Consider the following 13131-nt stretch of genomic DNA (forward strand, 5'->3'; position numbering starts at 1 on the left):
CGCGACGGGTCCCTCCGGCCGAACGCCGGCCCCGGCCCGTCCGCGCCGATCCGGCCCGTCCACGCCGGTCAGCGGGCGGGAAGGGCCCTGCGCGGCGGGACCGGGACGCGGCAGAGGTCGCGGGCGACGACCACGTCCCCGCCGAACACGGCGGCCGCCTGGGCGGCGAAGCGTTCCTCGTCCTCGGCGCGGTACCGCTCGGAGAAGTGGGTCAGGACCAGCCGCGCGACCCCGCCCTCGGAGGCCACCCGGCCCGCCTGCCCCGCCGTGAGATGCCCGTGGTCCCGGGCCAGGCCGGCGTCCTCGTCCAGGTAGGTCGACTCGATGACCAGCAGGTCCGTGCCGTCGGCCAGCTCGAAGACCGGGTCGCAGAGCCGGGTGTCCATGACGAAGGCCATCTTCTGGCCGGGACGGCGCACACCGCACTCGGCCAGCGTCACCGTCCGGCCGTCCGGAGCGGTGACCCGGCCGTCCCGCTGGAGCCGCCCGATGTCGGGGCCGCGCACGCCGCGGGCGGCGAGCTCGTCCGGGAGCATGGTGACGCCGTCGGGCTCGGTCAGCCGGTAGCCGTACGCCTCCACCGGATGGTCGAGCCTGCGGGCCGTCAGCGCGAAGGGTGCGCCACCGGTGTCGAGCTCGGCCACGGGCCCCGAGAGCGGGTGCTCGCGGATCCGTACGACGTCGTGGAAGACCGTCGCGTGCCGCAACCGCTCCCAGTACCGTTCACCGCTCGCCGGGAAGGCCGCGTCCGCCTCGGTCACCCCGTCCCGCGACATCCGCTGGACGATCCCCGGCACCCCCAGGCAGTGGTCGCCGTGGAAATGGGTCAGGCAGATCCAGCCGACGTCGTGCACGCCCACGCCCGCGTGGATCATCTGCCGCTGCGTGCCCTCGCCGGGATCGAACAGCAGGCCGTACCCGTCCCAGCGCAGCAGATGGCCGTTGTGGTTGCGGTGACGGGTGGGCACCGCGCTGGAGGTGCCCAGGACGACGAGTTCTCGGTTCGACACGAAGGCGATGGTAGGCGCTCGCGGGCCGGTCGCACCCGCGGGGCCGGGCGGGGGTCAGGCGGGGGATCAGGCGTCGAGGTCCAGCAGCGGCAGCTCGGCCCTGGTCGGCAGGCCCTGCCAGTCGCTGGGGCCCGACGAGGCGAAGGCCCCGAGCAGGAAGCCGCGGCGCAGCCGGTCGGCGGGGTGGAGCCCCTCCAGCAGCGCGCTGAGGTAGCCCGCCACGAAGGCGTCGCCCGACCCGTTGCGGTCCACCACGGGCGCGGACAGGCCGGGCGCGTCGTGGCGGACGCCGTCCACCCGGACGCTCGCCCCCCGGGTGCCGCGGATCACGATGACCTCACGGTCCCCGGTGAGCGCGGGTTTGACCAGGTCCAGCTCGCTCTGCCGGACGAAGAGCACGTCGGCCGAGCACGCCAGCACGCTGAGGATCTCCTCGGCCTCGCGCAGGTCCGGCCAGAGCCGGTCGTTGTAGTCGATCGTCACCGAGACCGCGACCCCGGCGGTCCGCGCCGCCCGTATCGCGGCGTTCATGGCGTCGCGCGCGCTCAGCGCGGCCGTGATCCCGCTGACGTGCAGCAGGCGGGAGGCCGCGATCCGGTCGATCGGGACGTTGCCCTGGGCGAGCCTGACCCCGGTGCGGTAGTAGGTGACCCAGGGGGGCTGGCCGAGCCTGGACTCCCGCAGGAGCAGACCGGTCGGCGCCGCCTCGTCCACCCTGACGTCGGAGACGTCCACGCCCTCGCCGCGCAGCGCCGTGAGGATCCGAGCGCCCAGCTCGTCGTCGCCGACCTTGCCCAGCCAGCCGACCCCGTGCCCGAGCCGGGCCAGCCCGACCGCGACGGTGAACTCCGCGCCGGTGACGTCCAGCCTGGCCTCGTGCTCGTGACGGATCCGGCCGCTGGTGACGACGCCGAACGCCTCACCCAGGGTGTACACGTCCACGGTGCAGGGGGATCAGACGATCGGGGGGCGGCCGAGGCGGAGCATCCGCCAGGCGGTGTTCCAGCCCATCGGACGGCGCTCTCCGGCGGGCTCGCGCAGCCCCTCGACGAAGCCGGTGAACCAGGCGCGCAGGGCGGGGCCGGAGCGCTCGCGGATCAGCGTCAGGACGATCCAGTTGAGCAGGTACAGCGCCGCCAGGACCCAGGGGAGGTTGCGGCGGGCCAGCCAGACCCGGTTGCGGGCGTTGAGCCGGTAGAAGTCGGCGTGCCGGGTGGGGGGGACCTGCGGGTGGTACATGACGGTCTTGGCGTCGTACTCGATGCGGTAGCCCTCGCCGAGGAGCCGCCAGGCCAGGTCGGTCTCCTCGTGCGCGTAGAAGAACCGCTCGGGAAGCCCCCCGACCTGGAGGAACGCCGAACGACGGATCGCGCACGCGCCGCCCAGGAAGGTGGTCACCGGGGAGGAGCGCTCGGGGTCGCCCGCGCGCAGCCGGGGGACGTGCCGGCGCTGCCCGACGCCCCCGTCGGGGTCCTTCACCCGGAAGGAGACGACCGCGAGGTCGTGCTCGGTGGAGAAGCGCTCCCGCAGGTGGGCCACCAGGCCGGTGTCGGCGTACCAGCCGTCGTCGTCGAGGAAGAGGACGACGTCGCCCGAGCACTCCTCGACGCCCCGGTTGCGGCCCGCGGGGATGCCCGCGTTGTGGCTCAGCCGCACGCTCCTGACCGAGGCCGAGGAACCGGCGGGCACCGAGACCGACAGCTCGGGGACGTCGGCGCCGTTACCGACGATCACCACCTCGACGTCGCCGTCGACCTGGTTCAGCGCGGACTCCACCGCCCGGTCCAGCTCGGGGACCCGGTTGCCCATGGTGAGGATGACGCACGAGATCTTCAACGGGTCATCGCCTTGACGCGTCGAGAGCACGTGCGGAGCATACTTTCATGATCACCGAGTCTGCTGGATCGGGCACATCTGGCCGGGCCTGGGATGCTGCGTTTATTGGGGAACAAGCGTATCGGAACCGCCGACGAACACCCACCAAACAACGGGGTGCCCGCTCCTACGACGCGCCCGGCCGCCATCCGGTTCCTCACGAAAGCCGCCTGGAGGCCAGAATGCTGATCAGGTGCAGGACCATCTGCAGCACCGCCACCACCACGCAGGCCACCACCAGCACCCTCGTCGCGGCCAGGCCCCCGTCGATCGCGTCCCAGATCGCGGCGACCACGACGAGCAGCGAGAGCTCGACCGCCTGCACGATCCGGTGGAAGCGCAGCGCCGCGGCGGCCTTGCGCGCCATGCCCAGCCCGCGCGAGCCGAACTGCTCGGCCGAGGACTCGGTGGCCGCGACCAGGCCCGACCGGGCACGGGCCACGTCCACCAGGTCGGTCTCCGCCTTGATCAGGATGGCGCCGAGCGCGGCGGCGAAGCCCGCCACCGTGTACCAGTCGGGCAGCACCTGCGAGGCCCGGAACCCCAGCCCGATCAGCAGGGCGGCCTCGGCGAAGTAGTGACCGACCCGGTCGAGGTAGACACCGGTGATCGAGGTGCGCCGGGTCCAGCGCGCCAGCTCCCCGTCGGAGCAGTCGAGCAGCAGGTAGAGCTGGACCAGCAGGGCCGCCAGCACGGCCGTCCACAGACCGGGCAGCGCGAGCACCACCCCGGCCAGCACCCCGGTGAAGATCATCAGCCAGGTGGTCTGGTTGGGCGTGATCGGCGTCTTGGCCAGCACCCAGGTGACGTAGATCGACACCTTGCGCATGTACAGCGAGCCGGCCCAGTGCTCGCCGCTGTTGCGGCCCATGGTCGACTGCGGCTGGGCCACCGCACGGAGCTCAGCGACCGACGGCCCGGACATAATCCTCCACCCGCTCGCGAATCTCCGGTTCCGACAGGCGCAGGTGCTCAAGGATCGTGTAGCGGCCCGGGCGGGTGGACGGCGCCAGCACGACCGCCTCGGTGAACTGCCCGGCGGACAGCCCCACGTCGGCGGGAGTGACCGGCAGCTCGTGCCCGCGCAGGCAGTCGACGACCTGGGTGAGCCTGCGCGAGTCCTCGCGGAGGAAGAAACAGAACGCGGCACCTATCCCGGCGAGCTCGCCGTGATTGGAGGTACCGGGAAAGAGCTGATCCACGGCATGCAGGATCTCATGATCTCCGCCACTGGAGGGACGGGACGACCCGGCGACCACCATCGACATGCCCGACAGGATGAGCGCCTCGGCCAGCACGGTCAGGAACGCGTCGGACTCGATCGAGTCGCCCCGGCCGATCACCGCCTCCGCCGCGGTACGGGCCATCGCGCAGGCCAGGCCGTCGATCGGCTCGCCGCGCTCGGCCGCGCCGAGCTGCCAGTCCTCGATCGCCGACAGGTTGCTGACCACGTCGCCGACGCCGGAGCGGACCAGCGAGGCGGGCGCGTCGTGCACGAAGTCGAGATCGACCATGATGGCCAGCGGCATGGGCACGCCGAACGAGCCCTTGCCGCCGTCGTGCGTGAGCGAGGCCACCGGCGAGCAGATCCCGTCGTGCGACAGGTTGGTGGCCACCGCGACCATCGGGATCCCGGCCAGCGACGCGGCGTACTTGGTCACGTCGATGGTCTTGCCGCCGCCGATGCCCACGACCGCCTCGTAGGCGCCCTTGCGCAGGTCCGCGCCGAGCGAGACGGCCGCGTCCACCGAACCGTCCGGGACCCGGAAGACCCGGGCCTCGCCGAGCGAGGGGGCGATCACCGAGGCGATCCGGTCCCCCTGGCCCGCGCCCACCGCCACCGCCACCCGGCCGGAGGTCGCCACCCTGCTGTCGGCCAGCAGCGAGCCGAGCTGGGCGACCGCACCGCGCCGGACCTCCATCGACAGGGGGGCCGGCAACATCCTGGCTAGTATCGGCACGCGATCTCCCGCGCCTTGGCGAGGTCGTCGTGGTTGTCGACCTCGACCCAGGGGACGTCCCCGATGGGGGCGATCGCGATCTTCTCGCCGCGGGCGACGAGCTCCTGGTAGCCGTCCTCGTAGTACAGCTGCGGGTCGCGCTCGAAGGTCGCCTTCAGCGCGTCCGCGAGGCGCTCGCCGATGCCCGAACGGATCAGCGTGGCGCCGATGTACTCACCGGCGGCCTCGGACGGGTCCATCAGCTTGGTGATGCGCCGCAGGTGACGGTCCTCGTCGAGGGTCACCTTCATCTCCTCGTCGGCGAGCTTCTTGACGTCGTCCACCGCGAGCAGGATGTCGCTGGTCGCCGGCGCCGACAGCAGCGTCTCCTCCACCGAGACCGGGTGCACCGTGTCGCCGTTGACCAGGAGCACTCCCTGGTCGAAGTACTCGCGCGCGCACCAGAGCGAGTAGGCGTTGTTCCACTCCTCGGCCTTGTCGTTGTGCACGAGGATGAGCTTCACGCCGTGCCGCCGTTCCAGCTCGGCCTTGCGCTCGTGTACGGCCTGCGCCTGGTAGCCGACGATGACCACGACGTCACGGAGATCGGCGGCCGCGAGGTTCCGCAGCGAGATGTCCATGATCGTGGTGTCGCCGTCGACCGGCACGAGAGCCTTGGGCAGCGTGTCCGTGTACGGCCGCAGGCGTCGTCCGGCCCCGGCGGCCAGCACCATTCCCAGCAACGTGCACTCCTCATTCGGGTGAGAGCCTCCCGGCGGGCACTCCTAGGCCCCAAAGGTTAGTTGCCTTCGGGGCCTGATCGTGTAATCCGGAGTTTGCCGGATGTTCCCGATCGCGCGTCACGGGGGTCCTCAGTCGTGCGCGCCGAGGTCGGCCGCGTCCACCCCGACCCGGGGGGCGGCCAGCCAGCAGGTGACGCTCTCCCAGGAGAACAGGCACCACAGGTACAGCGCGAGCAGCGCGAAGACGGCGGTGACCTGCCCGGCGAGGCCGCCCAGCGCGACCAGCAGCATCCGGCCGTCCCAGCCGAGACCGGCCGAGGCCAGCCAGGACGGCGGGTAGACCCGCTGCCGCAACCGGTAGACCAGATCGTAGTGATGGAACGCCATCGCGCCGAGCAGCGCGAAGATCAGCACCGGCGGCACGTCGTGCGCGAAGCCCACCGAGGCCACGAAGCCGTACTCGGTGAGGCGCAGGATCGGCGGCACCAGCCAGTCGAGCCTGCCGTCGTGCGGGTGGGAGCTGCCCGGGCCGGTCAGCAGCAGCACCACCGCCGGGGCGAACACCGCCGGGCCGTCGGTACCGGCCACGCCGACCAGCAGCAGCACCCCGGTCACGAACATCCCGACGATCGCCGGCGGCAGCGGCGGGAGCTGCCCGGCCACCAGCGCGCCCATGCCCCGCGACAGCACCCCGTCGTCCCGGTACGCGACCACGGCGCTGCGCGGCACCGGCGTCATGTGCACGGACATCGCGATCACATCCGTTCCCCTGTTCGTGTCGGTGTCCCCCACGGTGTCCCTCCCGGGAGGGACCCGGGCGGAGGCGCGGGCCGCCCGCCGTGCCCGCCATGCCCGCGGCGCCCGCGGCGCCCGGCGTCGTGTCCGTTACCGGTCATCGGTTGAGCGACCTGCCGATCCGGCCCGCGAGGATGTAGACCATCGCGACCCCGCCCCAGGCCAGCAGGGCGAGGAAGGTCACCCGGGCGTTGAAGAACGCCGCGGTCAGCGCGATCAGCGCCATCCGTTCCCCGATGGGCAGGACGACGATCTTCTTGAGCCAGCGGGCGAGGGAGACCTTCTCCATGGTCTCGGAGAGCCGTACGACCGCGTTGTCCCGGTCCGGCTCGATCGCGCGCGAGGGGATCCCGGGGCCGCCGGTGGTCCCGGTGGTCCCGCGCCGGTCCCGCGCGTCGTTCCCGGTGGAGTCCGCGGTGGAGTCCGCGCTGCTCCCGGGCACCGCCCCGCCGGCGTCCACGGCGACGTCCGTGGCCCCCGCCCGCTCGCCGGCGGATCCTCCGGTGCCCGTCCACTCGTCCAGGAGGCTGCCGGTGCCCGCCCGGTCGTCCCGGACGGGCGGGCCGTCCCCGTGGTCGCCCGTCGCCGGCACCTGCTCCGCCTCGGCCGGGGCGAACGCGGCCCGCCACTTCGGCTCCAGGAGCGGCACCGGCACCGGCCACCCGGTCAGGCCCTCCGGGCGGGCGGGGTCGGCGGGATCGGCCGGGTCGGCCAGGACGGCCCGCGAGACCGTCGTCCCGGGCTCGGGGGTCTCCCACGCGTCCTGCGGACCGGTGCCGGAGTCCCTCCCGCGGTAACGCGGGACTCCGGAACCCTCCGGCGCGGACCGGGCCGCCCTCGCCCGGGCGGCGTCGGCACGCGCCCCGCCGTACGAGAAATCGATCATGTGGCGGAGCATCTGCAGGATCAGCGCGGCCACCGCCAGCGCCCAGATGCCGTCCGGGCCGCCCCCGGTGGTCTCCAGCCCGGCCGCGTACCCGAAGGCGAGGCCCACGTAGACGACGTACTCCTTGACGCGGTCGAAGGTGGCGTCCAGCCACGCCCCGAGCGGCGAGAAGGCTCGGGTGTAGCGGGCCAGCTGTCCGTCCACGCAGTCGAGCACGAACGACAGGTAGAGCAGCACCCCTCCGGCGATCATGGCCGGCCGGGTGCCGGTGGAGAACCAGACCGCGGCGAGCGCGGCGAGACCGACGGACATGCCGGTGACGGCGTTGGGCGTCAGCCGGAGCTCGGCCGCGAGCCTCACCAGATGCCGCGACCAGGAGCTCACCGCGTAGGTGGCGAAGAAGCCGTCGTTGCCCTTGACCGCGTCGTCCAGCCGGGCCTCGGCCTCGTCGACCTTCTCCATCCGCCGTACGGCCGCGTCGGTGTCCGCCTGCCCGTCCATCCGGTCGCCGTGCAGGCGGCCGAGCCTGGCCGCGCGCACCCGGACGCCCGAGCGGACCAGTCCGGTCAGCAGCAGGCCCGGCGCCTCGGCGCCGTCCATCGGGCCGAGGCGGCCGGTCTCGGCCAGCTCGGCGAGCGCCTCGGCGACCTCGGCGAGGAGCGCCAGGTCGGCGACGCCGATCTGCAACGCCCCGCGGAAGGTGCCGTTGGCCGCGCCGACCCGGTGGAAGGAGGTGCCGGCGGCGGTCACCGCCCCGCCCTCGGTCCTGACCGGCGGGCGCGACGGGCCCGGCCCGTCCCCCTCGTCGCCCACCAGCGCCGCGGTGCCGTGCGAGGGGTGCTCGGCCAGCAGGGCCAGCGCCTCGGTGTGCGCGAGGAGGTCACCGGCGGCCACCAGCACCGGGCCGGTGGACGACCCGGCCGCCTTGGCGACCCTGCGCAGGTCGTCGGCGAGCCCCCGGGAGCCCTCGGTCCCGATCATGTAGGTGCCGCCGGGCGCGTGGATGATGTCGCTGGAGCGGGCCACCACGTGCACGTCCCGTACCGGCAGGGTGGACAGCTGCGCGGTCAGCCGTTCGAGCAGCGTCCCGTCCGGGCAGCGCAGGTGGGACGCCTCGGTGGTGGCGAGCACGACCGCGACCGTCCGGGGCGTGCCGGGCGAGGCGGTGGCGCGAGGGTCGGGCATACGGGCTCCTTCGTATCCGACGGGGTCACCGTACGAATCGGGGAGTGCGCACTCAGCGTAGCCAGATCTTGACGGGATAGCACGGGAGCGCGCCGGACGATCGGGTACGCACCCGTTACGCTCGCCATATCCGAACTTGCCGAAGGAAGGCGAACGTGGCCGAACGCGCACCCCGTCCCCGAACCGTCGCGGTGGTCCTGGCGGGGGGTGTCGGCCGGCGCGTCGGCCGCGGCACCCCCAAGCAGCTGCTGGAGATAGCCGGCAGGACGATCCTGGAGCACACGATCGCCCTGTTCCAGGGGGTGCCGGAGATCGACGAGATCATGGTGCTGATGGCGCCCGGCTTCACCGGGGAGGTGGAGCGGATCGTGGAGCGCGGCGGCCTCACCAAGGTCACCGCGGTGCTGGAGGGCGGCGAGACCCGTCCGGAGACCACCTGGCGGGCGCTGCGGGCCCTGGGAGCGCGCGAGTGCGACGTCCTGCTGCACGACGCCGTGCGCCCGCTGACCGAGCCCCGGATCATCGCCGACTGCGTCGAGGCGCTGAGGACCCACCGGGCCGTCGAGGTCGCGATCCCCAGCTCCGACACGATCGTGGTGACCTCCTCCGGGCCGGACGGGGAGTTCGTCCTCGACGTCCCCGACCGCTCCACCCTGCGCCGCGTGCAGACCCCGCAGTGCTTCCGCCTGTCGGTGATCCGCGAGGCGTACGAGCGCGCGTTCGCCGACCCCGGGTTCGGGGACCGGCCGCCCACCGACGACTGCGGCGTGCTGCTGCGCTACCTGCCCGGGGTGCCGATCCACGTCGTGCCGGGCAGCGAGCGGAACATGAAGGTGACCCACCCGGTCGACCTGCTGATCGCCGAGACCCTGCTGCGGGCCGCCGCGGCCGGTGACTGAGACCTTCCGGGTACGGGCCGTCCGGACACGGGGGTCAGCCGCGCTCCGGCTTGCCGAGCCTTCGCGGGCTCGTCAGGAAGCCCCAGCCCCACGACATGTGCATGGTCATGTAGACCAGCGGCAGCCGGGCGAGCGCGGGAGTGGGCAGGCCGCTGCCGGTCACCGCCGACCCCGCCAGGATCGCCGCGACGTACCCGCCGGGGATCAGCAGGCCGGGCCAGAAGAACGGCGAGACCAGCAGCCCCACCAGGATGGCCAGCACGGCCAGCGGCGGCGCCAGGTAGCGCAGGTTGATCGTGCCCTCGTGGGTGCGGGCGACCACCCGGCGCCAGCGCCCGTAGTGGAAGTACTGCCTGGCCAGGGCTCTCAGGTCGGGCCTGGGCCGGTAGGAGACGCGCATCCGCGGCTGGAACCAGACCAGGCCGCCCGACTCGCGGATGCGGTGGTTCATCTCCCAGTCCTGGGCCCGCTGGAAGTGCTCGTCGTAGCCGCCGACCCGCTCCAGCGCGGAGCGGCGGAACACCCCGAGGTAGACCGTGTCGGCCGGACCGGCCGTGCCCCCGGTGTGGAAGCGGGCACCGCCGACACCGATCTTGGAGGTCATCGCGCGGGCCACGGCCTGCTCGAACGGCGTGACGCCCTCGGCCGCCATGACGCCGCCCACGTTGTCGGCGCCGGTCTCCTCGAGCGTCTCCACGGCGATCTGGAGGTAGTCGTCGGGCAGCATCGCGTGGCCGTCGACCCTGGCGACGATCTCGTTGCTGGAGGCGGCGATGGCGGCGTTGAGCGCGTTGGGGGTGCGCCCGGTCGGATTGGGTACCACCACCACACGGGGGTCGTCGGCGGCGATCTCGTCGGCCACCTCCTGGGTGCGGTCGCGCGAGGGGCCGATGGCGAGGACCACCTCGATCGGACCGGCGTACCGCTGCGACAGGACCTGGCGCACCGCCTCCCGCAGATGGCGCTCCTCGTTCAGCACCGGGATGACGATGGAGATCGGGGGCCAGACGCGTGTCTCGGAAGACGACGCCGGCGCGGGCGAGTCGGGGAACTGCTTCATGGCGTCGCTCACGCTACTGTACGAACGGGTACCTGATCGACCCGGCTGGAGGCTAGGGGGCCATGCATGCGCGACCCGGAGGAGGATTCGGGTGTGCACGTGGGCGGCGACGCCTACGGCAGCGTCAGGGTGAGTCCACGGCGTGACCGCAGGTCGGCGAGGGGGGCACGCGCCCGCAGCCGCGGCCTGGTGATCGCCGGCGCGCTGTCCTGCCTGGTGCTGGGCAGCTCCGGGGTGACCTGGGGGCTGACGAACTACGCGACGGCGAAGATCAGGCCGGTCGACGCGGGGGTGTCGGGGACGCACGCGAGCACCGGCGCGATGAACATCCTGGTGGTCGGCGTCGACAGGCGCGACGACCTCACCCGGAAACAGCAGAACCGGCTCAAGCTGGGCCGTGAGAGCGGTGAGCGGACCGACACCATGATGGTCGTCCACCTGTCCGAGGACCACCGCAAGGTCACCGTGGTCAGCCTCCCGCGCGACACCTGGACGACGATCCCCGGCAAGGGCGAGCACAAGATCAACGCCGCCTACCAGCTCGGCGGCCCCAAGCTCGCGACGCGCGCGGTGCAGGCCGTCACGGGCCTGACCATGCACCACTACGTCGAGGTCAACGTGCTCGGCTTCATCGACGTGGTCGACGCGCTCGGCGGCATCTCGGTGTGCACCCCGGTCCCGATCAACGACCCGAAGACCGCGCTCTACCTCAAGCCGGGCACCTACCCCCTCGGTGGCGTCGACGCCCTCGCCTACGCCCGGACGCGGGCCACCGCCCGCTCCGACCTGGACCGCATCGACCGCCAGCAGCAGGTGATGTCCGCCCTGCTGAACCAGGCCCTCAGCGGTGACACGCTCACCAACCCGCTCAGGCTGGCCGGTTTCATCGACACCTCGCTGAAGACGATCCGGGTGGACGACGCGCTCCGCAAGGACCTGCTCGGCCTGGCCGACCAGCTCAAGAACGTCTCCACCGACGACGTGGCCTTCGCCACGGTCCCGCTCGCCGACGTCGACTACAAGACGCCGACCGGCGAGTCGGCCGTGCTCTGGGACCAGGCGGGCGCCAAGGAGCTGTTCCGCCGGATCGACGCCGACGAGACGCTCGTCGCGCCCACCCCGCGGGCCAAGACCCCGAAGCCCACCCCCTCGGCCTCCCCCTCCGCGCCCGCGCTGACCGTGCCGCCGTCGCGGATCACCCTCAGGGTGCTCAACGGCACCACGATCACCGGCCTGGGCGCCAGGACCAGGGCCGAGCTGCAGAAGGCCGGGTTCCTGGTCCCCGAGATCGCGGGCAACACCCCGCAGAAGGACTTCGACCGGACCGTCGTGCGGTACGGCCCCGGCCGCGAGGACTCGGCCCGTACCGTCGCGGCGGCGCTGTCCGGGGCGGAGCTGCGGCCGCTGGCGAGCCTCGGCGACGCCATCGAGGTGGTGGCCGGTCGCAGGCACCCGGTCGCGAAGAAGATCACGGTCAAGGAGCCGGCCGCGCCCGCGACCGCGACGCCGTCCCCCTCGGCGACACCGTCCGCCAGAACAGCAACGGACAATATCTGCAAAAAGTGAGTTAAACGCTTAACAAGCGTTCATCCGGGCAGGAAAAAGGCACGGAGGTGATGATCGTGATCTCGACATTCGATGTTCAGACATGGCGCAGTGGTCCCTGCGCGGTCGTACGGGCGACGGGCGAGCTCGACATGTCCGTCGCTCCCCGGCTGCGCGCGGAGATCGACCGCGCCCTGGAGGCGCTGGGCGCCCCGAACCTGGTCCTCGACATGACCGGCGTGCCGTTCTGCGACTCCGTCGGGCTGGGTGTCCTGGTGGGCACCCTCACCCGGACCAAGGAGGCGGGCGGCCGTCTCATGCTGGTGGTGAGCCCCGGCATGATCACCCATCTGCTGACGATCACCAATCTCGACCGGCACTTCGAGGTGCGCGGCGACCTGCGCGAGGCCCTGGACGCCATGGCCCCGAGCCACTCCACCGGCTGCCCCCCCTCCTGCCGTGTCCCGCCACGCCCACCGTTCCTCCGGTGCCGCACAGGTACCGTAAGGGGACGAAAGGGCAGGTGAGGACGACCGCCCGGCATGATCGGCACGCTCTTTCCTGGAATAGCTGGCACATGTGCGGGTTGGCATCTACACTTCGCTTCGAAGCTATACGATCACGGAAAGCGATGATTCGCACCGTTAGGGAGTATCGTGGCTTCAGATCGTCCGTTCCCCGCCACGCCCGCACGACGAGGCCCGGAACGGTGAGCTGAGGCCGGGCGTCCGCACGACACCCCCTGGCCGGATACGTACATTCACGTGAGCCTGCAGGGAAGTGGGCGATGAACGCACTTCAACTCACGAGCGAACACGCGAGTGACTTCGTGGTCATCACGGTGGCCGGTGAGCTCGACCTGGCCACGCGGCCGTACCTGCTCGCCTTCGCGCAGGACATCATCGACACCTCCCCGGGGACGGTCGTCGTCGACCTGTCCGGGGTCGCCTTCATCGACGCCTGCGGCCTGAGCGCGCTGATCGCGATCAGACGGCACGCCAGGGAACGCGGCACGCCCCTCCTGCTGGCCGGGGCCCCGCCCGCGGTCCTCAAACTGCTCAAGCTCACCAACCTGGACGCGTCCTTCACCGTGGTCTCCCGCTCCGCGTCCGCCGACCCCCCGCCGGGCGGCGCCCAGGACGTCCCGCCCCTCCGGGCCGGTCTCCCGTTCGCCGACCGGTAGGCCGCCCTCA

Annotated in this window: 13 protein-coding genes; 4 read left to right on the forward strand and 9 right to left on the reverse strand. The window is 72.4% G+C overall.

The window, feature by feature from the left end:
- Positions 1-68: 68 nt before the first annotated feature.
- From ABD832_RS05735 to ABD832_RS05770, 8 genes are all read right to left on the reverse strand, one after another.
- Positions 69-1010: a ribonuclease Z gene (locus ABD832_RS05735; RefSeq protein WP_344889430.1), complete on the reverse strand. Its 942-nt coding sequence runs from the start codon at positions 1008-1010 to the stop codon at positions 69-71.
- 66 nt (positions 1011-1076) lie between these two features.
- Complete coding sequence (locus ABD832_RS05740) at positions 1077-1952, reverse strand: sugar kinase (protein WP_344889433.1); 876 nt, start codon at positions 1950-1952, stop codon at positions 1077-1079.
- 12 nt (positions 1953-1964) lie between these two features.
- Entirely contained in the window at positions 1965-2846 is an 882-nt protein-coding gene (locus tag ABD832_RS05745; RefSeq protein WP_344893336.1) for a glycosyltransferase family 2 protein, read from the reverse strand.
- 196 nt (positions 2847-3042) lie between these two features.
- Positions 3043-3810, reverse strand: a complete 768-nt coding sequence (locus ABD832_RS05750; RefSeq protein ID WP_344889436.1) for a CDP-alcohol phosphatidyltransferase family protein — start codon at positions 3808-3810, stop codon at positions 3043-3045.
- On the reverse strand, positions 3788-4828 hold the full coding sequence (locus ABD832_RS05755) for an iron-containing alcohol dehydrogenase family protein (RefSeq protein WP_344889439.1): 1041 nt from the start codon (positions 4826-4828) through the stop codon (positions 3788-3790). The genes ABD832_RS05750 and ABD832_RS05755 overlap by 23 nt, the downstream gene beginning before the upstream one ends.
- Positions 4829-4833: 5 nt before the next feature.
- Positions 4834-5568 (reverse strand): phosphocholine cytidylyltransferase family protein, encoded by a 735-nt coding sequence (locus ABD832_RS05760; RefSeq protein ID WP_344889441.1) that lies wholly within the window; start codon positions 5566-5568, stop codon positions 4834-4836.
- 129 nt (positions 5569-5697) lie between these two features.
- A complete protein-coding gene (locus ABD832_RS05765; RefSeq protein WP_344889443.1) occupies positions 5698-6318 on the reverse strand; it encodes a DUF5941 domain-containing protein in 621 nt (206 codons plus the stop codon).
- Positions 6319-6460: 142 nt separating this feature from the next.
- A complete protein-coding gene (locus tag ABD832_RS05770; RefSeq protein WP_344889445.1) occupies positions 6461-8434 on the reverse strand; it encodes a CDP-alcohol phosphatidyltransferase family protein in 1974 nt (657 codons plus the stop codon).
- Positions 8435-8589: 155 nt separating this feature from the next.
- Between ABD832_RS05770 and ABD832_RS05775 the strand changes: the two genes are divergently transcribed.
- The gene (locus ABD832_RS05775) at positions 8590-9333 is read left to right on the forward strand and encodes an IspD/TarI family cytidylyltransferase (protein WP_344889447.1); all 744 of its coding nucleotides are present in this window, start codon (positions 8590-8592) and stop codon (positions 9331-9333) included.
- Positions 9334-9367: 34 nt separating this feature from the next.
- On the opposite strand, the gene ABD832_RS05780 is transcribed toward ABD832_RS05775, so the two are convergent.
- Positions 9368-10393 (reverse strand): glycosyltransferase family 2 protein, encoded by a 1026-nt coding sequence (locus ABD832_RS05780; RefSeq protein ID WP_344893339.1) that lies wholly within the window; start codon positions 10391-10393, stop codon positions 9368-9370.
- Positions 10394-10459: 66 nt separating this feature from the next.
- Between ABD832_RS05780 and ABD832_RS05785 the strand changes: the two genes are divergently transcribed.
- From ABD832_RS05785 to ABD832_RS05795, 3 genes are all read left to right on the forward strand, one after another.
- On the forward strand, positions 10460-11959 hold the full coding sequence (locus ABD832_RS05785; protein ID WP_344889450.1) for an LCP family protein: 1500 nt from the start codon (positions 10460-10462) through the stop codon (positions 11957-11959).
- A gap of 56 nt (positions 11960-12015) precedes the next feature.
- On the forward strand, positions 12016-12465 hold the full coding sequence (locus tag ABD832_RS05790; protein ID WP_344889453.1) for an STAS domain-containing protein: 450 nt from the start codon (positions 12016-12018) through the stop codon (positions 12463-12465).
- A gap of 260 nt (positions 12466-12725) precedes the next feature.
- Positions 12726-13121, forward strand: a complete 396-nt coding sequence (locus ABD832_RS05795) for an STAS domain-containing protein (protein ID WP_344889456.1) — start codon at positions 12726-12728, stop codon at positions 13119-13121.
- Positions 13122-13131 lie beyond the last annotated feature (10 nt).

It is taken from the genome of Streptosporangium longisporum, from assembly GCF_039534895.1.
GTDB classification, from domain to species: domain Bacteria; phylum Actinomycetota; class Actinomycetes; order Streptosporangiales; family Streptosporangiaceae; genus Streptosporangium; species Streptosporangium longisporum.